General features: G+C 40.1%; 25 protein-coding genes. 1 reads left to right on the plus strand and 24 read right to left on the minus strand.

Annotated elements, in window-relative coordinates:
• Positions 1–51 precede the first annotated feature (51 nt).
• Positions 52–924, plus strand: a complete 873-nt coding sequence (locus tag LG336_RS19230) for a YitT family protein (protein ID WP_404329101.1) — start codon at positions 52–54, stop codon at positions 922–924.
• A gap of 87 nt (positions 925–1011) precedes the next feature.
• Here LG336_RS19230 and LG336_RS19235 read toward each other — a convergent pair whose 3' ends face one another.
• The 24 genes from LG336_RS19235 to LG336_RS19350 form a co-directional block, all read right to left on the minus strand.
• Complete coding sequence (locus LG336_RS19235; protein ID WP_404329102.1) at positions 1012–1689, minus strand: zinc metallopeptidase; 678 nt, start codon at positions 1687–1689, stop codon at positions 1012–1014.
• Between the two features lie 64 nt (positions 1690–1753).
• Entirely contained in the window at positions 1754–2560 is an 807-nt protein-coding gene (ypjB, locus tag LG336_RS19240) for a sporulation protein YpjB (RefSeq protein WP_404329103.1), read from the minus strand.
• Between the two features lie 115 nt (positions 2561–2675).
• Positions 2676–3278: a DUF1405 domain-containing protein gene (locus tag LG336_RS19245; protein WP_404333226.1), complete on the minus strand. Its 603-nt coding sequence runs from the start codon at positions 3276–3278 to the stop codon at positions 2676–2678.
• Between the two features lie 89 nt (positions 3279–3367).
• A complete protein-coding gene (locus tag LG336_RS19250) occupies positions 3368–4123 on the minus strand; it encodes a c-type cytochrome (protein ID WP_404329104.1) in 756 nt (251 codons plus the stop codon).
• Positions 4124–4202: 79 nt separating this feature from the next.
• Complete coding sequence (gene qcrB / locus LG336_RS19255; RefSeq protein ID WP_404329105.1) at positions 4203–4877, minus strand: menaquinol-cytochrome c reductase cytochrome b subunit; 675 nt, start codon at positions 4875–4877, stop codon at positions 4203–4205.
• 3 nt (positions 4878–4880) lie between these two features.
• Positions 4881–5423, minus strand: coding sequence for a ubiquinol-cytochrome c reductase iron-sulfur subunit (locus tag LG336_RS19260; protein ID WP_404329106.1), 543 nt, complete (start codon positions 5421–5423; stop codon positions 4881–4883).
• A gap of 110 nt (positions 5424–5533) precedes the next feature.
• Positions 5534–6001: a YpiF family protein gene (locus tag LG336_RS19265; protein ID WP_404329107.1), complete on the minus strand. Its 468-nt coding sequence runs from the start codon at positions 5999–6001 to the stop codon at positions 5534–5536.
• A 106-nt stretch (positions 6002–6107) separates the two neighbouring features.
• On the minus strand, positions 6108–6656 hold the full coding sequence (locus LG336_RS19270) for a ReoY family proteolytic degradation factor (RefSeq protein WP_404329108.1): 549 nt from the start codon (positions 6654–6656) through the stop codon (positions 6108–6110).
• 45 nt (positions 6657–6701) lie between these two features.
• Positions 6702–7961: a tetratricopeptide repeat protein gene (locus tag LG336_RS19275; protein ID WP_404329109.1), complete on the minus strand. Its 1260-nt coding sequence runs from the start codon at positions 7959–7961 to the stop codon at positions 6702–6704.
• A 17-nt stretch (positions 7962–7978) separates the two neighbouring features.
• The gene (locus LG336_RS19280) at positions 7979–8872 is read right to left on the minus strand and encodes a hypothetical protein (RefSeq protein WP_404329110.1); all 894 of its coding nucleotides are present in this window, start codon (positions 8870–8872) and stop codon (positions 7979–7981) included.
• A 111-nt stretch (positions 8873–8983) separates the two neighbouring features.
• A complete protein-coding gene (gene aroA, locus LG336_RS19285; protein WP_404329111.1) occupies positions 8984–10276 on the minus strand; it encodes a 3-phosphoshikimate 1-carboxyvinyltransferase in 1293 nt (430 codons plus the stop codon).
• A 50-nt stretch (positions 10277–10326) separates the two neighbouring features.
• Positions 10327–11430, minus strand: a complete 1104-nt coding sequence (locus LG336_RS19290; RefSeq protein ID WP_404329112.1) for a prephenate dehydrogenase — start codon at positions 11428–11430, stop codon at positions 10327–10329.
• A gap of 206 nt (positions 11431–11636) precedes the next feature.
• Complete coding sequence (gene hisC, locus LG336_RS19295) at positions 11637–12737, minus strand: histidinol-phosphate transaminase (protein WP_404329113.1); 1101 nt, start codon at positions 12735–12737, stop codon at positions 11637–11639.
• A 39-nt stretch (positions 12738–12776) separates the two neighbouring features.
• A complete protein-coding gene (gene aroH / locus LG336_RS19300; protein WP_404329114.1) occupies positions 12777–13154 on the minus strand; it encodes a chorismate mutase in 378 nt (125 codons plus the stop codon).
• Positions 13155–14243: a 3-dehydroquinate synthase gene (gene aroB / locus LG336_RS19305; protein WP_404329115.1), complete on the minus strand. Its 1089-nt coding sequence runs from the start codon at positions 14241–14243 to the stop codon at positions 13155–13157.
• Positions 14243–15415 carry a chorismate synthase gene (gene aroC, locus LG336_RS19310; protein ID WP_404329116.1) on the minus strand — a complete coding sequence of 391 codons (1173 nt, stop codon included), beginning with the start codon at positions 15413–15415 and terminating at the stop codon, positions 14243–14245. The genes aroB and aroC overlap by 1 nt, the downstream gene beginning before the upstream one ends.
• A 729-nt stretch (positions 15416–16144) precedes the next feature.
• Positions 16145–17401 carry a group II intron reverse transcriptase/maturase gene (gene ltrA / locus LG336_RS19315; protein WP_404333086.1) on the minus strand — a complete coding sequence of 419 codons (1257 nt, stop codon included), beginning with the start codon at positions 17399–17401 and terminating at the stop codon, positions 16145–16147.
• Positions 17402–17994: 593 nt separating this feature from the next.
• Positions 17995–18441, minus strand: coding sequence for a nucleoside-diphosphate kinase (gene ndk, locus LG336_RS19320; RefSeq protein WP_404329117.1), 447 nt, complete (start codon positions 18439–18441; stop codon positions 17995–17997).
• 95 nt (positions 18442–18536) lie between these two features.
• A complete protein-coding gene (gene hepT / locus LG336_RS19325; RefSeq protein ID WP_404333227.1) occupies positions 18537–19499 on the minus strand; it encodes a heptaprenyl diphosphate synthase component II in 963 nt (320 codons plus the stop codon).
• Between the two features lie 15 nt (positions 19500–19514).
• Positions 19515–20219: a demethylmenaquinone methyltransferase gene (locus tag LG336_RS19330; RefSeq protein ID WP_404329118.1), complete on the minus strand. Its 705-nt coding sequence runs from the start codon at positions 20217–20219 to the stop codon at positions 19515–19517.
• 2 nt (positions 20220–20221) lie between these two features.
• Positions 20222–21058 (minus strand): heptaprenyl diphosphate synthase component 1, encoded by an 837-nt coding sequence (locus LG336_RS19335; protein ID WP_404329119.1) that lies wholly within the window; start codon positions 21056–21058, stop codon positions 20222–20224.
• 434 nt (positions 21059–21492) lie between these two features.
• Positions 21493–21726, minus strand: a complete 234-nt coding sequence (mtrB, locus tag LG336_RS19340) for a trp RNA-binding attenuation protein MtrB (RefSeq protein ID WP_404329120.1) — start codon at positions 21724–21726, stop codon at positions 21493–21495.
• A gap of 11 nt (positions 21727–21737) precedes the next feature.
• Complete coding sequence (gene folE, locus LG336_RS19345) at positions 21738–22304, minus strand: GTP cyclohydrolase I FolE (RefSeq protein WP_404329121.1); 567 nt, start codon at positions 22302–22304, stop codon at positions 21738–21740.
• Between the two features lie 200 nt (positions 22305–22504).
• Positions 22505–22777, minus strand: a complete 273-nt coding sequence (locus LG336_RS19350) for an HU family DNA-binding protein (RefSeq protein WP_404329122.1) — start codon at positions 22775–22777, stop codon at positions 22505–22507.
• Positions 22778–23085 lie beyond the last annotated feature (308 nt).

Genomic DNA, 23085 nt, shown 5'->3' on the forward strand with positions numbered 1-23085 from the left:
TAATTAGTATCGCTTCACGCAATCATCGAATTTCAGCTGGGAGGTAACAGATTGTTTTTAGGACTAAAACTAAAGAATATCTTTTTCATTTTAATTGGGTCAGCGATATTCTCTTTTGGTATTGTTCATTTTAATATGCAGAATAATCTAGCAGAAGGTGGCTTTACCGGGATTACTTTGCTTCTTTACTTCGTTTTTAGTTGGGACCCAGCAGTTACAAATTTAATTTTGAATATTCCACTTTTTTTCATTGGTTGGAAATTGTTAGGGCGGAGCGTATTTTTATATACAATTATTGGTACGCTTGGTGTTTCCTTGTTTTTAGCCATTTTTCAAAACTATCAGATTGAGATGCCCCTTTACGAAGATCTTTTTCTTGCTGCGTTATTCGCTGGAGTTTTCATCGGCATTGGTCTTGGGATTATCTTTCGTTTCGGCGGTACAACTGGCGGTGTCGATATTATCGCAAGATTAGCGCAAAAATATGCAGGCTGGACGATGGGGCGAACAATGTTCATGTTCGATTTTTGCGTCATTACGATATCTCTCATTACATACTTGAATTACCGGGAAGCTATGTACACACTCGTGGTTGTATTTATCGGAGCTAGGGTAATTGATTTCATGCAGGAAGGGGCCTATTCAGCACGAGGGGCGATGATCATATCTGAAAAAAATGAAGAAATCGCCGACAAAATCCTAAGTGAAATGGATAGGGGCGCAACGATGTTAAAAGCCACGGGGTCATTTACAAAACAAGAACGCAATGTGCTTTATTGTGTCGTGGGTAAAAACGAAATTGTTCGGCTTAAAAGCGTGATCAACTCCGTTGACCCGCATGCCTTTGTATCTGTTACCGTTGTTCATGATGTTTTAGGAGAGGGATTTACTTTGGATGAGAATAAAGTGCCAATTGAAAGGTAGCGTTGAAACTAGACTAAGCACAACTTTAATGCCTACGTATAAAAAGTAAGAGCTGCGGGAAAGCCCGCAGCTCTTACTTTTTAATATTTAGTCTTCACTCGTCATACCTGTGTAAATCAATACAAGTCGTACTAGTTCCATTACAGCAACAGCCGCCGCGGCCACATAAGTTAGAGCAGCAGCATTTAGAACTTTCTTTGTTTCACGCTCTTCATCGTTTCGGATGATTCCAGCGCTCACAACCTGTTCCATCGCTCGATTAGAAGCATTGAATTCGACTGGTAGGGTGATTAATTGGAACACGACACCCGCTGCCATAAAAATAATCCCTAGTAGAAGCATATTACTCATTTGAGCAAAAATCCCGACTAAAATGAAAATCCAGGAGAAATTAGATCCGAGGTTTGCAACAGGAACTAAAGCATGACGGAACCGTAAAAAGGAATAATCCTCTTGGTCTTGTATGGCATGCCCAACTTCATGAGCGGCGATTGCTGCAGCTGCAACAGAATGTCCATGGTAGTTATCAGATGATAGACGAACAGTTTTTGACCTAGGATCATAATGGTCACTGAGTACGCCTCTTGTTTCTTCTACCCCGACGTGATGAAGTCCATTATCATCGAGGATTTTTCTTGCAACTTCAGCGCCACGCATATGGGAGGATGAAGCTACTTGAGAGTACTTTTTGTACGCGCTTTTCACCCGCATCTGTGCCCATATAGGGACAATAATAAGAATTGCAAAGTAGATAAGTATACTCAACCGCAAAGCCCTCCTAAAATAATTCTAGCTGATACTTCTATTTTATTCATGAAATGAAAGAGTGTCAATTTTTTCGTTCTTTCATACGGTTTTTCCGCCTTTCCATATCTGCCTGATATTTTTTCCAGCCTACATAAGACAAGGTCATAATGATGATGCTTCCTGTCGAAATAATCACCCACCAAAGCGATGGGTCAGCTTCATCTTCAGTCATGTCATCAAAGATATTCATTAAGTCAGCTTCTAAGGCATCCAACTGAGCTTGGCTGGTCGGTTTATTTAGGATTTCGGGACGATATTGGTCAATGTACGTTACGCGAGCATTAAGCTTTTGAATTCTCTCCGCTGTCACATCAATCCTTAAACTTGGATAAATAACCTCATACAAAGATAAAAACGAGTCAAGATTCGCATAAAAATCCTCATTATCCCCATTGTAAGCAGCAGACTTCATTCCATTAAACACGGTCATGATTGGCTCTTCCATTTCAGTCCATAGAGGTTGATGCATCGACTGTAGTGCATCCATTACAAGGCGAAATCTAGTAACTTTATGGATACGCTCTTCGTGATCCATTGTTTTACTTTCAGCTGCCACCGCCTTTAATGCAGCTTCATGAGCAGTGGTGACAATTCTAAGCTCGTCCATTGAGAATAAATGTCCTCTTCTCGTTGTCTTTATAAATTCCCCTTCGAAATGCTCAAGCATCTTTTTTGCATCTTCGTACCGATAAATCTTGACCATTTGTAAGGCTTCATCTGAAATGTCGTCTAACTTTTTAATCGAAGGGTCTATTTCAGCGTTTGCAACTACAGGTGTTAATAGCAGCAGCAACGATAAGATTAGAACTATTCCTTTCCCTGGCTTCATTACCGTCCCCCCTTAAATACTAAAATGTATGAAAGAGTGGACAAGGTTAGACCAAATTTATAAAAGGGAGGTGTTTATGGAATGGATAATGGACCAATGTTTCACCAAATCGCAATCACCTTGGTAATTTCATATCGAAAGTTACGCGGTTTTTTCGCAACCCAAGATAGTAGGCTATCCCAATAGATAATATACTTAGCCAAAAGGTAAAGTATCCAATTTCATTACGGAATAAGTCCAGCTGCTGATAGTTCGGCATCATCATAAATACATAATCAATCATTTCATTGTGTAAGGCAACGATAGCCGCAACGATTAAATGCCATAACTTAAATCGATAATACGGTGCGTATAACATCCCTTCTACTGCCATTGCAAAATGGGAAGCCATTAACATATAACCCGACCAGTGTAGGTTTCCTGTAACATTCAGGACGAGAATATTCATGATAACAGCCCAGATACCATATTTAAAAAGAGTGACGATAGCCAGTGCTTCCATAAGTGGCCAATTCGTTTTGAGCAAAAAAGCGATTAATACGAAAACAAAGAACAAGCTTGCAGTGGGACTGTCTGGTACAAAAGGTAGGAAGATAGCTGGGGTATTGACTAGCTGCGGAACATACCAATAATAGCCATAGACTGTTCCAAAAACATTAATCACTAATAGCATCCATAAAAACTGTTTGTTGCCTAATATCGCATAAAGTTTCGAAATCAATGGAACTGCTCCTCTCCTATGTATGAACAAAAGTGCTTATTTGTAAATAAAAGGCTGGCGGGTTTCATCCCGCCAGCCTGATTCCACTATTCTAAGTTAGCTATAAATTCAGCCATTATTTGAAGTTCTTCTTCTGTTCCTTTAAAGATGTCTGCAGGCATAGCCCCTTGACCATTAACAGCAATACCAGCAATTTCTTCTGCTGTTAATCCAGTACCGACTAAGCTTGGTCCACTTGCGCCTCCAAGCTCTCCTCCATGACAGCTAAGACAAGTGTTTGCTTCAGCAATTTGATAACCATCGGATGCTTTATCAATTTCAACCTCTGAAATGGCACCTGCTTTATTAAATGCCTCCCAGTCTGTTTGGTGTGCGGACTCCCAAGTTAAATAGAAGATCCCAGCAATAGCTAGAAGCATAAATCCAGTTGCCATTGGTCTTTTTGCTGGTCGGCGTTCTGGACCGCGATCGATAAATGGAGCTAAAAGTAATGCGCCAAAAGCTAGCCCAGGAATAACTAAGGCACCAATAACTGTATATGGTCCAGCTGCATATTGATATTTCAATAATTGGTATAAAAACAAGAAATACCAGTCAGGCAGCGGAATAAATGATGTATCAGTCGGATCCGCAACCCGCATAAGCGGTGACGGATGTGCAGCAGTCAAAACTAAGAACCCAACAAGGAAAACGGCACCAACTAACCATTCTTTTAAAAGAAAGTTTGGCCAAAATGCTTCTGTTTTACCCGGGTATTCTGAATAATCTTTAGGAATAAAAGGCTTTCTTTCGGCAGGTATCCGTGAGTCGCCAACAAATTTCATCCCTTTACCACGATGCATCGAGCAATCCCCTCCTTTTTCGTGAAGTTGAACAGACCTTATTATCCGTACAACATTTTTTTCTAGAAGATATTTCTTCTTACAACGGACCTGAAATACCTTGCTTACGAATCATAATAAAGTGTGCTGCCATCAATCCAAACAGGACCGCTGGTAAGAAGAATACATGAATCGCAAAGAATCGAGTTAGCGTTTGAGCACCGACAATATCGGCACTACCCGCCATCAAGATTTTTAAGTATGGCCCCAATAACGGCACAGCCTCAACAATCTGCAATGTAACCTTTGTTGCAAATAGTGCTTTCATATCCCATGGTAAGAGATATCCTGTAAGACCGAGACCAAGCATTACGAAGAAAATTAAAACCCCTACAATCCAGTTCAATTCACGAGGCTTTTTATAAGCTCCTTGGAAGAAAACACGCAATGTATGTAAGAACATCATGACAATTACTAAGCTTGCTCCCCAGTGATGCATTCCACGGACAATTTGTCCAAATGCCACTTCATTTTGCAAATAATAAACAGATTCCCATGCATTTTTAATATCTGGAACGTAATACATCGTTAAGAACATCCCTGATAAAATCTGAATGACAGTAATAAAGAAAGTCAAACCGCCAAAACAGTAGACAAATGCGGAAAAATGATGTGCCGGATTCACGTGCTCCGGAACTTCATGGTCAGCAATATCACGCCACAGCGGCGTAATATCTAAACGTTCATCTACCCAATCGTAAATCTTGTTTAACAATTATTACGCCCCCTCTCGTGGTTGTGCTTTCCCTAAATAAAGGATTCCGTCTTTTTCTTGATAAGGATAGACATCTAATGGTGCCAATGGCGGAGTGCCTGGAACATTCTTTCCATCCTTTTCATAAAGACCGTAATGACATGGACAGAAGAACATATTTTGATTCTTTTCATCCGTATTCCAGTCAACTGTACAGCCTAAGTGCTTACACACTGGTGATAGAGCTACGATTTCTCCATTTTCATTTTTGTACACCCAAGCCGTTCCAGTTTCCTCAGATTCATACCAGGCATCAACCTGATCAAACTTGAAGTCAACCCGCTGAGGTTCTTCCGTAATTTCTGCAACCTTTAATTTAGTTGCAACGAAGTCACCACTCGCATTAGCTTTTAGGACAGGATCAATCGCAAAACGGGCCATTGGCATGACCATTCCGGCTGCCATGAAACCGCCTACACCCAACAGTGTATAGTTTAAGAATTGTCGTCTTGAAACGCGATCTTTACTCACGCTTTTCCCCCCTCTGTTCCCCAATTTTACGTACATCGGACATAATTTGTACACACAATTAAGACTAGGACATAATCATGATATATCAATCTCTTTATAAAATCAATATAATACTATGGTAAAAACATTTTTATCAGTGATAAATATTACTCTGTTTCTGCATCCCGCCATTTCTGAATAAACAAGTTCATTAATTGTCTAATTTGATCCTCCATTACCGATTGCCTTGCTTTCTCATCCATATGTTGCAGCGGGAGTGATGGAATCCACAACAGCGTTCCTTGCAACTGAGCTTCTTGTTGTTTCCAATCAGAATCTGATGTCACGTAGAACACATGGTTAAACTGCTTGTCCAGCAATTCTTCTTCCCAAACCTTTAGCTGTTCAACTGTGTCTAGCGTTGAGCTTTTTAAATAGGAAAAGCCAGGAATAAGCAGGATTCTACCTTGTAGCTGTCTCTCAAGCTGACTTGTAAGCAAGCTGGTAAATTCAGTCATTGCTGCCGCTTCCTTCATTCCATTAGCAAAGGACACTGGAAATAAAGGAACAACTGCTGTATCCACATATTCCGGTGACTTTTCAAATTTCTCAATATCAGCTGGTGTCCATTTCATTCTATCTTCAACTCCGTGTAATTATATTCCCTTCCATCTTACCATTAGAAATGGTCAAAAGCCCAGAAAAATCCAAACAAAAAAGCTTGCTTTTATTAGCAAGCTTTCAACGACTAGGTTCAAGCTTCTTTAATTTTTCTGTCAGCTCCACAAAGGCTTCCTTGTCTTGTCGGTCTAAGGCTTCATCAATTAAAGTTGTCAATTTTTCTTTTTGGAATTGATAAAGACTGTCGACAAGGAATTTTTCAGCAATTAGCCGATCTTTTTCATCGATATGCAGCTTTTTAGGCATAAAGGGATTTTCCTCAAGTACTGCGGCAAACTGAGGAGCCTTATTCGAGGCGTGAAAGTTTAATTGAATATAAATCTCCTCTTCGCGGTTTAAGCGGATATCATGAAAAGACTTTTCAGCATCAGTTGTCATGATGTTTTCCTTATAAAAACGGAACGGAACCTCGTCAATGCAATGTGTTGACATCACTAGTCCCCGAGGACAGAATTGGGCGTTATCAACAAAATGCACTTTCTCCATAAGCTGGTCATGACTCATTAAATAATTGAGAATCCATACACACTCTCGCCGCTTTAATTGATAATGATTTAAAAACCAACGGATAAAATCTTTCTTCTCGTTGACAGAAACAGGGGTTGTCATTTGTGAATCCCTCCTCTGCTTAGATGGTCAAATTTTAGTTTGTTTTCAGTGTTCTTCAGTAAAGCGTTCAAGAAGCTCCTGATACTCTAAATTCGTTGGATCCATCCTTACTAGTATACTTAAAATTTCGGCAGCCTCGGCTATTTTTCCTTCTTCAATTAAAAAATAACCGTAATCTGAAAGAAATTCTTTATTGTCTTTAAAAAAAGTATATGCAAGTTGATATTTGTTTAATGCCTGTGAATATTGCTCGAGATTTTGAGAAGATATGGCAGCATCCCATAAAAGCTGAGGTTCTTCCTCTTCATTTATATCACTATTGGCAATCACATCAAGTACCTCATCATATCGCTCCTGTTTTAAGAGCAATTTGTTTAAAACAAGTGCACCCTCTGTAAATCCGGGATCAATAGCCTGCGCCTCACGCAATAACCTTTCTGCCTCTTCTTCCCGATCTAATTTTAAGGCGATTTTACCTCCATAATAATACAGGTCCTTATTGAATTCATCTTGCTTAATTCCTGCTAAAATTGTATCAAAAGCTTCCTCTAGTCTTTCTTCATGTTCATAAGCATGCGAAAGGTGCAAATAAAGCGAATGGTATTCAGGATCAAGAGTTTTCAGTTCTTCAAACTTTTCAATCGCTGTTTGATTTTTCCCTGCTTGAAGCGCCGTAAAAGCATAACCGAATAAGGTATTAATCTCCAGACGCTCTTCCAATGCCTTTTCATAATAATCCAGAGCCTGTTCGAACGACCCACCTGAACTATAAGACTCGGCCAGTCTCTGATGTAAGCTAACACCGCCAACTTCTGTTCTCTCTTCTAGGACTTTTTCGTATGAATGAATCGCTTCTAAAAACCTTCCTTGGTGAGCATAGAGTTCACCTAATGCAAAGTCAATAATGACTTCATCAGGTAAGAGTTCTTTAGCTTGCAGCAACTTCTGTTCACTCACCTCAAACAACCCATTCATTTGGTACAGGTCTGCCATTAATAACAATGCCTGTGGATATTCAGAGTCTCCTGGTCGAACCTTTTCAAGAATAAGCATCGCTTTTTCTTCGGCTCCAAGTTCTAGCTCTGTTTCAGCTAAAAGTAAAAGGAGTTCCCCTTCATTCGGAAAACTTTGTAATAAGGCCTCGAGAAGTTGTTTCGTTTCGTCAAGAAAGCCAAATCGAAAGAATTCTTCTGCAAGCAAGAATTTTTCCTCTTCTGTACCTACGTTTAAAATTCTTTGATAATTTGACATTGCCTCTTCTATATTCCCATTTTCTAACAAACTAGTGATTGCTTCAATATTCATCGTTCAACCTTCCAATCTCATGTGAGGGATTGATAGAAAGATGGAGTTTTTATTTCAACATATTCCCCATATCCTGGGCGATAACTTACCTGCTTACCCGCTCTTATGATCTTTCCTTTATGCATGGTGATTAAGAGGCAAGAGTTATGTTTCGTAAATAACTCACTTTCTACCATTTTAACAGTTTCACTGTCTTTTAAATAGAAATTGTAACTCACTTCCCCACCATCATGCAAATTTGACTTCTTCGGGAAAATACCAATTTTCTCCAAAACAGTCCGATCGAGCGGATGAGACTCTTGCACTTCTTCCTTGAGGCTTGGTAAATTAGCAGAATCCATCATTTCAATCCATAATCTTTTCAGTCTTTTATCCGGATTTTGAAAGATTGGGACAAGAGGACAATTGTACGGAAACATCGCTTCCTTAACCCAACCCCAAGGAATTTTCACAAGTTCTGCGGCACTTGTTACCTCAACAAATATAACTGGTACCTTCTCACGCTTGCATTTCCTTATAAAATTGGAAGTGAGTAAAGTAGTAGGTATCTTTACCCCAATTACATAATCAAGTGGGCAGTCCAAAAGAGCAGAGTGGATTTTTTTTATTTCCGATGATAACTGTTTTTCCCTTGTAATGCGTACGCTTGTTAGGACGGTCGTACAGCCCTTCTTAATGAAATTCTCTAAATAGTAGGCCTTTCTTTGCTCAAAGGTTGAGGTTAATGGGAGGTTAAAATCAAGGAGTACATGACAAGGTGTCATAATATAATTCCCTGCATCCATTCTGAGGTGATTGTACATCTTGAATGAAGCCCTTGAAGAGGAAATTCGGTTACCCTCAATTAGAAGACATACGTCCTTCCGCTTCTCCCCCTTTAAGACATGTGCATTCTCAATGATATATGCCATAAAACCACTCCTTAACGGTCTTATGACAAGCTATGAAACAGCTTAAGGAAATATACCGAAAACAAAAGGAAAAAGCCTCTCCATCGTTTCTGGAGAGACTCAAAAAAATAATCACAAAAATAATGAATGAAGATCGGTGAAAAATTGAGGATAGGAGACAGCAACCGCTTCACTTTGTTCAAGATATACCTCACCGTTACTGATCAGAGCTGCCACAGCCAGCATCATACCAATTCTATGATCACCATGACTTGATACTGTCTCACCCTTAAGCATACCGGACCTTCCATGGATGATCATTCCATCCTCTGTTGCATCAATGTTTGCACCGAGCTTCCTCAACTCATTTACAACAGTATCAATACGGTTCGTTTCTTTGACCTTTAACTCTGCCGCATCTTTAATAACTGTCTTCCCCTCAGCTTGAGAGGCTAACAGGGCAATAATTGGAATCTCATCAATCAATCGCGGAATAAGGTCCCCAGAAAGAATCGTCCCTGTTAATGAAGATGTTCTAATGGTAATATTTCCAGCTGGCTCTCCTGATTTAGATTCATACTCTTCAATGGTCATGTCTGCACCCATCGCTTTAAGAACCTCTAGGATTCCCGTCCTTGTTGGGTTTAAACCGACATTCGTTAACTCAATAGAACTGTTGGGAACAATAGCTCCTGCAACAAGAAAAAAGGCCGCTGAAGATATGTCTCCGGGAACATTAACATGTGTGGCCGTAAGCTGTTGTCCTCCCTTAACAGTAACAACGTTACCATTGGAAGTTACCTCGCCACCGAATAATCTTATCATGTGTTCCGTATGGTCCCTTGTTTTTTCAGGTTCGATGACCGTCGTCTCTCCGCTTGCCTGCAAACCAGCTAAAAGAATCGCCGATTTTACTTGCGCACTTGCCACCGGGAGCTTATATTCAATTCCTTCTAGTGCTCCTCCAGAAAGAGAGAGTGGAGTATATTCTCCGTCCCTTCTGCCGGTTATTTTCGCCCCCATTTGTGCAAGCGGTCGGGTAACACGCGTCATCGGACGCTTCCCAATGGATTCGTCTCCCACTAACACCGAGTGAAAAGGTCTACCAGAAAGAATCCCCATTAATAAACGAATCGTCGTTCCAGAATTCCCTACATCAAGAACCGTTTCTGGCTCTTGAAGACCACTGAGGCCTTTCCCTTCCACTGTAACATCGCTTCCATCCCGATGGACTGTGACACCTAATTTTCGAAAACAAGCAATGGTACTTAAGCAGTCTTCACCAGGCAAGAAGTTTTCAATTGTCGTGGTTCCAGAAGCGATTGAACCGAACATTACGGCCCTGTGGGATATTGATTTATCTCCTGGTACCTTTATCACCCCATTAAGGGATGATTGATTGGATATCAGCTTTTTCGCTCCCATATTGAACTCCTTTAAAATTATTTAATCAAGGTTACACTACCCCAAAAATATTATCCCATGGTTGTTTCAAAACTTGTGTATTGTTGAATACATTGGTCAGCACGAGTTCGGTCATTTTCGTTTTGAAAACTAATCACAAGTACTCCATAAACATCTTCCCTTGTCTCCAGAATACGGATATTCGTAATGTTTATCTGTTCTTTTGCTAGATAACCCGTTATTTCCGAGATACTTCCTGGATAGTCGGGAACATCTACAAATAAATCATAAAAAGCTGGAATAGCTCCTTTTTCCTTTGCGGGAAGACCATCTCGAAATTTCTTGGCTTCATCAAAATATCGAAAAATCTCGTGACCATCATTAGATTCTAAAAGTGTAATGACTTTTTGCATCTCATCCTTCCATTCTAGAAGTAAATCTTGCAGAACACTCCGATTATGAAGCAAGATATCACGCCACATGGTTGGACTGCTAGAGGCAATTCTCGTAATATCTCTGAACCCCCCTGCCGCCAGTCTTCCAACAAGGCTAGAGCGTTGTTCGGCAGCAGCTGCTTGATGGACAAGGGAAGCAGCGATTACATGAGGAAAATGGCTAATTACGCCAGTAAGATAGTCATGCTCCTCAGGAGATACTGTTAAAAACTTCGCATTTGTGCCTTTAAGCCATTCTTTGAGGACCTTAATTTTTTCTGGATTTATTTCTAATGTTGGAGTGAACAAATAAAAGGCATTTTCAAATAGAATTTTTTTGGATGCCGTGACTCCACTTTTGTGGGAACCAGCCATCGGATGCCCACCGATGAAACAGACCCCTCTTTCGATCAAACAAGAAGCCTTATCAGTAATCGTTGTTTTTGTACTTCCTGTATCAGTCACAATGACTCCTGGTTTTAAAGGAATCTGAGAGAGCAATTCTATGATTCCTTCCGCTACAGTAACCGGTGTACTTATGATGATTAAATCCGCTTCCTTCGCACCTTCTTCGATGCTTTCGGTACACTCATCAATAACCCCCATCATTTTTGCTAATCTTGCTTGTTCTTCATTGATATCATATCCAATCATGATTGCATCACGATGTTCAGCTTTTATACTGAGGGACAAGGAACCTCCAATTAAGCCTAAGCCAATCACAAACACGCGGCCTTCCAAAAAATCACCTTCTTTTTTACGATTAGGCTGTTTTCGTTAAGATGGTTGTTAAAATCCTAATGCCGATTTTAACGCAAAGACAGCTAATTTGTGCGTTGAAATATAGATTACAAGCTCTCTTCTCGTAAATTACGCTATCTTGAAGTTAACCATTACTTAACCAATCAAACTTTTTAAGCTAAAGCAATAAAGTTTGAGAAAAGAGCCTACGATAAAGTTGCATTCGCCGCGAGGAATTCTCTCATCTTGCTGATTACCCCTTCGTTTTGTTCCGTTGAACCAACTGTCACTCTTACAAAGGTAGGAAATCCTAGTGGAACTCCTGAACGGACAATATATCCTCTCTCCATTAAAAACTGAAAGACTTCATTTCCATCGCATTTAAAATCAATGAGGACAAAATTCCCCTGTGAAGGAAAGTAATTTAATTGCTGCTCTTCGCAAAATTGATAGAATTGCTGCAATCCCTTTTGATTTGCCACTCGACATTCATCGACAAAAGCCTGATCTTGTATCGCCTCAACGGCGGCGGCCTGCGCGAGTGCATTGACATTAAAAGGTGGTCTTGCAGGATCTAGCACTTTGATAATCTCTTCATTCGCTATGCCATATCCTATTCTTAGGCTAGCTAATCCATATATCTTAGAAAAAGTCCGTAAAACGATTAGATTTTGATATTCCTCTACTAGGGAAAGCGAATCATAATAATCCTCTGCATAAACATACTCATAATAGGCCTCATCTAAGACAATAAGAACGTCCTTAGGAACTTTTGACAGGAAGTCATAAATATCTTCACGCTTTATGTAAACTCCTGTAGGATTATTAGGGGAACAAAGCCAGACAACACTTGTCTTTTCATCAATCGCATTCAGCATAGACGTAAGGTCATGTGCACCATTGATTAGAGGGATTTCCCTAATTTCACTTCCCTCAATCACAGCATTATGCTTGTATTGCGAAAAGGTACCTGAAGCCATCACTGTATTTGTCCCTGAATGCAGAAGTGACCTTGAAATAATTTGTATTAATTCATCGGAACCATCTCCGAAAATTAACTGTCCAGATCTTACTTCTAAGTGCTTAGAAACGGCTTCACGTAGCTTAGTGGCATAACCGTCTGGGTATAGGGATAACAGTGGAGAATATTCCCGAATCGCTGTTGCCGCCTTCGGAGAACAACCGAATGGATTTTCATTAGAAGCAAGTTTTACTATTTCCTCAAGATCGAACTGTTTTTTTACTTCCTCAATTGTCCTTCCAGGCTGATATGGTTTTAATGATAGCAACGGCTGTTTCCATTTCATTGTTTTCACCTCTATTGAACTCTTTGTGTTGTATAATTCTTATAATCTGTTATTAGATTTTAAAAGATCTGGGCGCAATGCTTTAGCTCCTTCAAGATAAATATGCTTGATATCCTCCTGACGAGCATCTGTGTTCACATGGAACATAATTCGAATACATTTTGAAAGCGAACCAGGTACAGGAATTTCCTGCATACACATTACCGGGACTAATGACCACCCTTCAATTTGACGAAGAGCTTTTGCAGGAAATCCCGCATTTACATCTTCCGTTACCGAAATAAACACGGATGCTACGGATTCAGGATTTATTCCATTCTCCTTAATTACTTCCCGTGCTAGTCTTTGAGTAGCGGAAACAATCTCCACTTCATTGTTTTCAAGAACCGTAATCGCTCCTCTAACCCCTCTAATCACTCATAGCCCCCCCTGTCTTATGGAGATTTCCAGGTTTTCTAATAAAAACCCGTCAGATATTTCACATACAGTCGGTTGACCAATGTCCTTTAGAAGCACAAAACGAACACTCTGACCGTATGATTTTTTATCTTGCTTCATCCTTCCAACTAGTCGTTCAACCGATAGCCCTTTAGGCAGCTCCGTTTGATAGCCCAATTGCTTTAACCACTGAATGAATTCTGATGTATTAAATTCAAAATTGTATACCTGTGAGCTAAGTTGAAGTGCAAAGACCATGCCAATGGCTACAGCCTCTCCATGTGTTATTTTCCCATATCCAACTTCCGCTTCAATAGCATGACCCAAAGTATGCCCAAAATTCAGATAGGCTCGTATGCCAGATTCTTTTTCATCCTTTTCTACCACTCTAGCTTTTACTTTAATTCCTTTAGTCAAAAACTCAACCATCAATGGGTTAGGAATAGCTTCCAAACTCTTGATCCTATCTAAGAGCCAATTATAGAAGGTATGATTACTTATAAGTCCATGTTTAATGACTTCAGCAAACCCTGACCGTAACTCCGTTTTAGGAAGTGATGCTAAGAAGTTCAAATCATAAAAAACACCAACAGGCTGATAAAAGGCCCCAATCATATTTTTCCCAAGTGGGTGGTTAATCGCTACCTTTCCACCTACTGCACTATCATGAGCAAGTATTGTTGTCGGAATTTGAATAAACGGTATTCCCCTCATAAAGCTCGCTGCGACAAAACCGGCTAAATCGCCAACGGCACCGCCACCAAACGACAATATCATTGATTTTCGGTCAAGTTTCTTTTCAAGTGCATAGCTCAAACAATCATAATAAACTTCAAACGTTTTGGCTTTCTCTCCAGCTGGAACAACTTTACTGTAGATTTGCTTATGCTCAACTAACTGTATTAATTCTTCTAGATACAGTTCACCAACAGTTTCATCGGTAATGATCAGAATAGAAGTAAGCTGAGGATATTGACTTTGCAAAAAAGATTGCAATTGATTCAATATCCCGTAACCAACGTGTACCGGATACGCTTGATCCCCAGCTTTAATTGTGATGGTTTCCATTAAAATTCCCTCGCATACCGGCGCTGTTCCTCAATTGCTGCTTGAAGGACATCTAGTCGATCCGAAGAGAATTGATCTACGATTGCGGCTGCAATCTCCCAAGCAATAACACTTTCTGCAACAACGGCTGCTGCAGGCACCGCACAGCTATCAGATCTCTCTATGCTTGCGGCAAAGGGTTCCTTTGTATCAATATCTACACTCTGCAATGGTTTATAAAGAGTCGGAATAGGTTTCATTACGCCTCTAACCACAATCGGCATTCCTGTTGTCATTCCACCTTCGAAACCACCTAGACGATTTGTTTTTCGGTAGTATCCTAGTTCAGGATCCCAAGCAATTTCATCGTGTACCTCACTACCTGGTTTTCTAGCAGCTTCAAATCCGATTCCAATTTCTACGCCTTTAAAAGCATTGATACTAACCATTGCCCCGGCAAGCTTTGAGTCAAGCTTCCGATCGTAATGAACGTAGCTGCCAACTCCAGCGGGCATCCCTTCAACAATGACTTCTACTATCCCACCAATTGAGTCTCCATTTTTCTTTGCATCATCAATGGCATCCATCATTTTCTGCTCAGCATTTGAATCGAAACAACGAACTGGTGATGCTTCTGTTTTTTCTTTCAACTCTTCTAATGAGGAATAAGGTATCTTTTCTGCTTGTACCCCACCAATTTCTAACACATGGCATGCAATCTTAATCCCTAGTTGTGATAGGAGTGTTTTTGCTACAGCACCTGCTGCAACTCTCACTGTCGTTTCACGAGCTGAAGAACGTTCAAGAACGTTTCTCATATCGCGGTGACCATACTTTAACGCCCCATTTAAATCCGCATGCCCAGGTCGAGCCCTGGTAATTTTTCGCTTAACTTCCTCTGACTCATCCTGATTAAGCGGTCCTTGACCCATAATTTTAGTCCAATGCGTCCAGTCTTTGTTTTCGACAACAAGTGCCACCGGAGACCCGAGTGTATAACCATGACGAATGCCCCCCATAATTTGAGCTGCATCTTTCTCAATTTGCATCCTTCGTCCTCTGCCGTGACCTTTTTGCCTTCTTGCTAGTTCAGTGTTTATATCTTCTGCCGTTAAAGGCAATCCTGCCGGAAGACCTTCAATAATTGTTGTAAGCTGTGGACCATGCGATTCACCCGCTGTTAAATATCTCATACTCTTTCCCCCTTCAACTCATTAAAGGATTTGTGGATTATGTACCAATATATCATACACGTTTAAATAAAAATAGCAAAAATTTAAAAAATAAAAAGAAAAGCGGAAGCGTCCGTTTAGCGACGTATGGACTGGAGCTCTCCAACTGAGATAAAGGAAACACGAAGAGCCGGAGGCGATTCGATGTTGACTTATCGTAGGGCGGTAAAAATCCAAAACCCGATTTTTACTCGGAGAGTGAAGGACACTAGCCGCTAGGGCGCTGGAGCTAGACAGTTCTCTAAGTTAAAACTTTTATACTTCCTCATCTTTTAAGAAAAGCAGAAGCGTCCGCTTTGCGACGTATGGACTGGAGCGCTTCGACTGAGATAAAGGAAAATGAAAAGCAGAAGCGCCTTGCCCAGGGGCGACAGGCATAAGACGAGCCGGCCAGAAGGTTGTTCTTTAACCTTCTTGACGGATTGGCTTATGTCCCGAGCCCCTAGTCGCTGGAGCTAGACAACACGAAGAGCGTTAGAAATTCGATGTTGACTTGCAGGGAGAAGAGCGAAGTCCACTAGTCGCTAGGCGCAAGAGCTGGACAATTCTCTAAATAATTCTTATTAAATCTACTTATTCTTTTACCAAAAGCGAAAGCGCCTGTTTCGCGTAGCAAATCGAGTAGGAGGGGGTGACTAACCCCCGACCTCTCACACCACCGTACGTACCGTTCGGTATACGGCGGTTCACTTAGGTATGACGTAAGTAATTGTATCTATTTACTAGACTTTTCAGCTTATGTTTTCGCCAAAATTCTAAATTAAGCGTTGTGTTTAAAATAGGACTATTAGAAATGCGCCAGTATTTCTTACGTGAATTTCCCCATTCAAAGGCTTTTTCTTTTGGAACTCCTAAAGAAATGAGCCTTTTTACTTTGGTTTTAGGTAGTTTCCATTGTTTCCACAGGCACATCCGAAGTCTTCTTCGAATTGTTTCATCTAGTTGTTTAAAGGGAGTTGGCGTATCGGCCAACGCAAAATATCCGCACCAACCTACAAGGTATTCATTTAATTTCTCAATGCGTAATTCTATTGAGATGGATTTCGACCTTGATGTCAGTTCTTTTATTTTATTTTTAGCTCTCTTTATACTCTCTTTTGCGATACGGATTTTAGGATTCCGGTGTGATGTGAAGCTAAATCCAAGAAACTTTCGTTTCCACGGTCGTTCTACTGCACTTTTCCCCTCATTCACTTTTAGCTTGAGTTTCTTCTCAATGAAGGCAGTTATAGAGCTTTTAACACGTAAACCTGCTTTCTTGGTTTTAACGTAGATATTACAGTCATCTGCGTAACGGACAAATTTATGTCCCCTTCTCTCTAGTTCCTTGTCGAGTTCATCTAGCATAATATTGGACAATAGTGGACTAAGTGGTCCACCTTGAGGAACTCCTTCTTCACTGATAATCTCCACTCCGTTTATCATAATTCCCGATTCTAAGTATTTTCTAATTAACTTTAGAAGCGTCTTATCTTTAACTCTTTTCGCCAAGAGTCCCATAAGCATATCGTGATTTACTTTGTCGAAGAACTTTTCTAAATCCATATCTATTACCCATCTATAGCCCTCTTCTATATATGTCCTTGCTTTCCTAACAGCGTCATGTGCTCTTCTTCTAGGTCTGAACCCGTAGCTATTTTCGGAAAAGGATGGGTCATAGATTGGGGTTAATATTTGGGCTATCGCTTGTTGAATCAAACGATCTGTCACGGTAGGAATTCCTAATAAACGTATGCCGCCATTCGGTTTCGGGATTTCGACACGTCTGACTGGCATAGGCTCATAAGTTCCAGTCTCTATTGAATTTCGGATTTCTTGCCAGTTTTGTAGAAGATGCGCTCGTAGGGATTTTACAGGCATTTCATCTACACCGTGGCTACCCTTATTCTTTTCGACTCGTTTTAATGCCGAAAGTAGATTTTCCCGCGACAGTAGTCGTTCCATCATTCCGATACAATCCTTTCTCGTGAATATACGTTCTGATTGTGCCACTGCTTATTCCACCCTCTTAAAGTCCCCAGTGGAATTCACCACGTCCTCCTTCAAGTAAGTCCATTAATGGATTGTCTGTATCATCATAACCAGTGAACGCCTAGTGTATATTCTTCCTAAATGTTCAGTCCTTCCTTAACTATCTATAGCTAGTCAAGTACTATGACCTCTGCTGACTTCTGACTGCTCAGCTACTCTTCTCAGAGTAGTTTACCGAGTGTGCTCGGCTTTCCAGCCAGACCTCCCCAGGTAAGAGTACAGTCTTTCCCTCCATCTATCTGCTCCATTTACTCTGTATCACCTTCGGCAGAAAGGACTTTGTTTTGTTTAGCAAACTCATCCAATGATACCTAGCCTTATATGAAGTTCGTGTTCCTCAGACCGGAGGTTTGCCGCTCGCTTCCTTCAGATTCCGCGTCACCACGGACACCCTTGCGTTAAGCTACTGCTACTTCTGCCTTCACAGTTCGGGACTTGCACCCTATAGACTGGACCCATGCTGGGCGCACTAAAAAAAGGCATCTGCTAAAGCAGACGCCTTTTTTCTCTTAATAAATCCACTCGTTGATATTTTTATTGTATTCTACCAATTCTTCTTCCTTAAAGAACAAACCGATTTCGCGGACAGCGCTTTCAGGAGAATCAGAACCATGAATAATATTTTTCCCAACCGTTAGGCCGAAGTCTCCACGGATTGTACCAGGAGCTGCATCTTTAGGGTTCGTTGCCCCCATCATTTGACGTGCGGTAGAAATGACATTCTCCCCTTGCCATACCATTGCAAATACAGGACCTGAAGTAATAAAGTCTACCAATTCTCCAAAGAATGGTCGTTCTTTATGCTCTCCATAATGTTGCTCTGCAAGTTCAGTTGGAATAGACATCAACTTCGCACCAGCAAGTTGAAACCCCTTTCTTTCAAAGCGGGAAACGATTTCACCAATAACATTGCGTTGAACTCCGTCAGGTTTGACCATTAGAAACGTTTTTTCCACGATACTCCACTCCTAAAAAAATCATATGTATAGTTGGCCGCTACCTTGAACAGCCATCTAAAATAGTATCATTTTTTAGAAAAATTAGCAAGTTGCTAATATTTCCGTTTCCCAATAAACTTGGCAATGTCACGCAATGTTTTTTTCGCTTTATTTTGTGGAAGCTCTTCGAGGACGTCTAGAGCTTTCGCAAGGTAACGATCACTAATATCTAGTGACTTTTCAATTGCTCCAGACTGCTTAATCATGGTGATGATTTCATCCATTTCTACCCTCGAACTATTTTCATGAACATTTATTATTTTGCTGCGGATTTCTTCATTATCCATTGCATATAAAACAGGTAGTGTAATATTCCCTTGGAGCAGGTCGCCACCAGCAGGTTTCCCTAGTTCTTGTTCTGTTCCTGTAAAATCGAGAACATCATCTGTAATCTGGAAACTCATGCCTACATAATAACCAAACCGATATAAGTTCTTATGGTCCTTCTCCTCAACTCCTGATGCTACAGCGCCTAGTTGACAGCTTGTTGCAATTAGAAGCGCGGTTTTTCGCTTAATTCTTCGGAAATAATTCCTAAGGTTTTGGTCAAAGTTATATTTATCCTTAATTTGCTCAATCTCACCTACAGAAAGTTGAACAATAGTATCAGCTAAGATTCTATGAGCCGTAGGATCTTTTATTTCACCTATTAATTCAAGTGCTCTAGCAAAAATATAATCGCCAGTATACATGGCGATCCGATTGTCCCATTTAGCCTTTATCGTCGGTTGACCTCTTCGAAGCTCGGCATCATCAATAACATCATCGTGGACAAGGGAAGCCATGTGAATAAGCTCTAAGGGCACGGCCACATTTTTTATGACATTAATGTCGTAATTGCCAAATTTCCCACCAAGTAGTACGAATACAGGTCGAATCCGCTTTCCCCCTGCGCGTAATGTATGTAGGGAAGCTTGGCGGAGCAACGGAGATTGAGCTTCAATCGTTGATTCAAGCTCTCTCTCAATTGTGTTTATATCTGAATTTAAATATGAATACATCATCTTTAATTTCATCATTTCCACCCAGCACTATTTTTTATGTCCAAAATGGACAGCTGCTACGCCACCGGTGTAAGGTTTGTATTGCACATTAACAAAACCGGCCTTTTCAAACATCTTAGCAAGCTCCTTCATGCCAGGGAAACTCCGCGCAGATTCCTGAAGCCATGAATATTCTTTATAACTTTTAGCAAAAAGCTTTCCAAAAACAGGCATAATAAATCGGAAATAGAAATAGTAAACCTGCTTAAACCCAAACATTTCAGGTTGAGAGGTCTCAAGACACACGCCTATTCCCCCAGGCTTAAGAACACGATTCATCTCTTTTAATACTTGCAAATAGTCAGGGACATTTCGTAGACCAAAGCCGATTGTTACATAATCAAAGCTATTATCTTCAAATGGAAGTTCCATTGCATTTCCATGAACAAGAGTAACTTGTTTAAGATTTCGTTGTTTGACTTTTTCTTCGCCAATTTTCAACATATTTCTACTGAAATCTAAACCAACGACTTTCCCTTCCGGACCAACCTCATCAGCAAGCGCAATCGTCCAATCGGCTGTTCCACAACATAAGTCCAGTGCACTCTTACCAGGTTGGACATCCATCTTTTTCATTGTATCTTTACGCCATCTAATATGCTGTTTAAAGCTAATGACGGAGTTCATTTGATCATAATTTTTATAGATGCTTTCAAATACACCGTGAACGCGTTCCTCTTTTGACTGCCCCATGTTCACCCTTCTTCCAACGTTTTTTTAGTAATCGATCGGTTCTGGCCAAGAATCTCATCCAGACGTTCTTTCGTGAGATTTTCCATGGCAGGCAGCTTTTTCATAGCCGCTTCAATGATGTTGATGGAAAAATCTATATAGCGTTCACAAATGGAAAGCAGATATTTCTGTTGTTCAGAAGAGATTTTAGCCAATTCCTGATTATTTCTCGGAAATGATAGCTTTTTAAGCCCATCAAAAACTATGGATGATCCAGATTGTAGAAATCGATTTTCCTCCTCAATCATCCGTTTTACAAACATAACATTGATAAGAAGATCCTTCCATACCAAAGCCCCAAATTGATCTGCTACCCGAGAAAACAGCGAAGATTCAACCAGTTTAACACTATTCATTAGTTTATCTATTGCATCCGAGTCCTTACGATACACGGAAATTTTATGTTCATTAACCTCTTTAACACCTGCAGCAAGTGTTGTAATCATCTCAATGTCTTTTGCATGTGCAAGTTGTTGATAAAATAAGCCACTATAGTAGGTACCCGCCAATACGGTTAGTTGTCGAGTTTTTAATCCAGATGGTTCTTCTTCAGGCATGGAATTCTGGACATTTTCATGAGTATCAAGGGCTATTTGCAAAAGCATTGTAGTGACACTATAATTATCTATCTCATCCTTCGATAGTCCAAGTTGATGAAGAAACGAAACAAAAAGCAGGAGTTTGTCCTCATCCACCACTGGTGCTTCAATATTCTGAAACAAGTACGAATGAAATAACTTTCTCGATAATTGATCCCTTACGCGCTCTATTGTTGTGTGGAAGTCTTGCAAATGAATCACCCTTGTCCTGAAGTTGGCTTGACTAGCAGTATCGCTAGGTTACCCAATATCGCATCTATTTGTTGGTTCTCTTTATAAAAATTATCCATACTATAAAGCAGTCACAATTATATCATAAATAACAGTTAACTTGGGGAATGAAATACAAATAAAAGGTGATTACCAATATTTCAGATCCGAAACTGTAACAAATTTGTTTGATTTTAAGGCTCTTTTCTCATACTTTGTTACTTTTGACTATAAAATAGAATTGAATAAACGATGTTTCATCAGAAAATCGCTTTGAATTACGAGAAAAGAGCTTGCAAATTTAATTTCAACGCACAAAATGGCTTTTCTTACGTTAAAATCGGCTTTAGGTAGTAAAAATCGGCTTTAAGATTTTTACAATTTTAACAACACTCTTTACAAAAACAGCCATTTTTTAAAACCTATTATTTTTTATCGCTAGTGATTTCACCATAGGAGGTCAAAATACTAGCATTTCCGCGAATCTTTATTGCTGAGGTGTGCTCGGTAAACTGGGCAATCATGACTTCACCTTGGTCAAGCTTTTCAGAGTGATGAAACCTCGTATCTGTCCCACGTGTAAGGCCAATTACATTAACCCCATCTTCATTCGCCTTGATAACGACATAATCTGTGTTTTGCACAGGTTTTTTTTCCATTCTCATCACCCTTATTCTTTAATTAACGCCAAGATCTCAGCACGGGCACTCACGTCTTCAGCAAGAGTTCCTCTTACAGCAGAGGTAACCGTTTTTGAACCTGGCTTCTTGACTCCTCGCATCGTCATACACATATGCTCAGCTTCAACGACGACCATAACTCCATGGGGTTCAAGCTTATTCATAATTGAATTGGCAATGGTTGAAGTAATTCTCTCTTGTAATTGCGGTCTTTTTGCCACCGCTTCAACTGCACGAGCTAGTTTACTTAATCCGGTAACCTTCCCACCTTTAGGAATATAGGCAACATGTGCTTTTCCATAAAAAGGGACTAGGTGGTGTTCACACATCGAGTAGAACGGGATATCTTTAACAAGAACTAATTCCTCATGGTCTTCCCCAAAAATGGTTTCAAAATATTCCTCAGGATCTTGGTTTAGCCCAGCGAAAACTTCTTCGTACATCCTCGCAACCCGTTTTGGTGTGTCTAGAAGACCCTCTCGGTTTGGATTTTCCCCTACAGCTTCTAATAATAAACGCACCGCATCCTCAATTTGGGCGTGATTTACCTTGGCCATTCCTTTTCCTCCTAAAAAATACACAAGATTTTCTTTATACTACTTTAATCATATCATTTCCATCTTAGCATAATTTTTTGTATGCAAGCAAAATTATAAAAAGTGGAAGGTTATTTCTGGTTAAAAGGTTTTCCCATAAGAAAAAGGCCGCTTGATTCGCGGCCTTTTCTCAAAGTATGCTTTAGGATATCTATATGTAATTATTTTACTGCATCCTTAAGAGCTTTACCTGGTTTAAAAGCTGGCACCTTGCTCGCAGAGATTTCGATTTCATCCCCTGTTTGTGGGTTGCGTCCTTTACGGGCAGCACGCTCACGAACTTCAAAGTTACCAAAACCAATTAATTGTACTTTATCACCATTTGCTAAAGCATTTAAGATTGAATCAAAAACAGCGTCAACTGCTTTTGTTGCGTCCTTCTTAGAAAGTTCTCCAGCTTCTGCAACAGCATTGATTAGTTCTGTCTTGTTCATGCCATTCACCTCCTCCCAAAAATCCTTTAATAGTGCTCAGAAATAAACCTATTATTACATTTCTAAACAAAACTACGGGATTCTATACGTTGCTAGAACATTTTTCTTACAATGTTTGTCATTTAGTTGTTTGAAAAATGAAATTACCGACTAAACCCAGATATAACAAGGGTTTGCGGGCCTGCAACGTTAATCTGTTAAAAGATTATCACAATCATTTAGGGTTATCAAGATAAATCCAAGAAATAATGGTAATCTTTTCATTCAAGCTATAGAATTGTGCTTAATCTACCAGTTTTTATATATTT

This window comes from Mesobacillus maritimus (assembly GCF_044803185.1).
Lineage (GTDB): Bacteria > Bacillota > Bacilli > Bacillales > Cytobacillaceae > Mesobacillus_B > Mesobacillus_B maritimus_B.

What these genes read in the sequence shown, in the direction of transcription:
- LG336_RS19250 (WP_404329104.1), bottom strand. Translation starts at nt 4,123, where the DNA reads ATGCATCGTGGTAAAGGGATGAAATTTGTTGGCGACTCACGGATACCT.
- LG336_RS19350 (WP_404329122.1), bottom strand. Translation starts at nt 22,777, where the DNA reads ATGAACAAGACAGAACTAATCAATGCTGTTGCAGAAGCTGGAGAACTT.
- LG336_RS19270 (WP_404329108.1), bottom strand. Translation starts at nt 6,656, where the DNA reads ATGACAACCCCTGTTTCTGTCAACGAGAAGAAAGATTTTATCCGTTGG.
- LG336_RS19280 (WP_404329110.1), bottom strand. Translation starts at nt 8,872, where the DNA reads ATGGCATATATCATTGAGAATGCACATGTCTTAAAGGGGGAGAAGCGG.
- mtrB (WP_404329120.1), bottom strand. Translation starts at nt 21,726, where the DNA reads ATGGAAAAAAAACCTGTGCAAAACACAGATTATGTCGTTATCAAGGCG.
- ypjB (WP_404329103.1), bottom strand. Translation starts at nt 2,560, where the DNA reads ATGAAGCCAGGGAAAGGAATAGTTCTAATCTTATCGTTGCTGCTGCTA.
- LG336_RS19260 (WP_404329106.1), bottom strand. Translation starts at nt 5,423, where the DNA reads ATGTACGTAAAATTGGGGAACAGAGGGGGGAAAAGCGTGAGTAAAGAT.
- hisC (WP_404329113.1), bottom strand. Translation starts at nt 12,737, where the DNA reads ATGAAATGGAAACAGCCGTTGCTATCATTAAAACCATATCAGCCTGGA.
- LG336_RS19275 (WP_404329109.1), bottom strand. Translation starts at nt 7,961, where the DNA reads ATGAATATTGAAGCAATCACTAGTTTGTTAGAAAATGGGAATATAGAA.
- folE (WP_404329121.1), bottom strand. Translation starts at nt 22,304, where the DNA reads ATGGCCAAGGTAAATCACGCCCAAATTGAGGATGCGGTGCGTTTATTA.
- ltrA (WP_404333086.1), bottom strand. Translation starts at nt 17,401, where the DNA reads ATGATGGAACGACTACTGTCGCGGGAAAATCTACTTTCGGCATTAAAA.
- hepT (WP_404333227.1), bottom strand. Translation starts at nt 19,499, where the DNA reads ATGAAATTAAAGATGATGTATTCATATTTAAATTCAGATATAAACACA.
- aroB (WP_404329115.1), bottom strand. Translation starts at nt 14,243, where the DNA reads ATGGAAACCATCACAATTAAAGCTGGGGATCAAGCGTATCCGGTACAC.
- aroA (WP_404329111.1), bottom strand. Translation starts at nt 10,276, where the DNA reads ATGGGAGCGAAAAAGCTGATATCCAATCAATCATCCCTTAATGGGGTG.
- aroC (WP_404329116.1), bottom strand. Translation starts at nt 15,415, where the DNA reads ATGAGATATTTAACAGCGGGTGAATCGCATGGTCCACAGCTTACAACA.
- LG336_RS19265 (WP_404329107.1), bottom strand. Translation starts at nt 6,001, where the DNA reads ATGAAATGGACACCAGCTGATATTGAGAAATTTGAAAAGTCACCGGAA.
- LG336_RS19330 (WP_404329118.1), bottom strand. Translation starts at nt 20,219, where the DNA reads ATGGGGCAGTCAAAAGAGGAACGCGTTCACGGTGTATTTGAAAGCATC.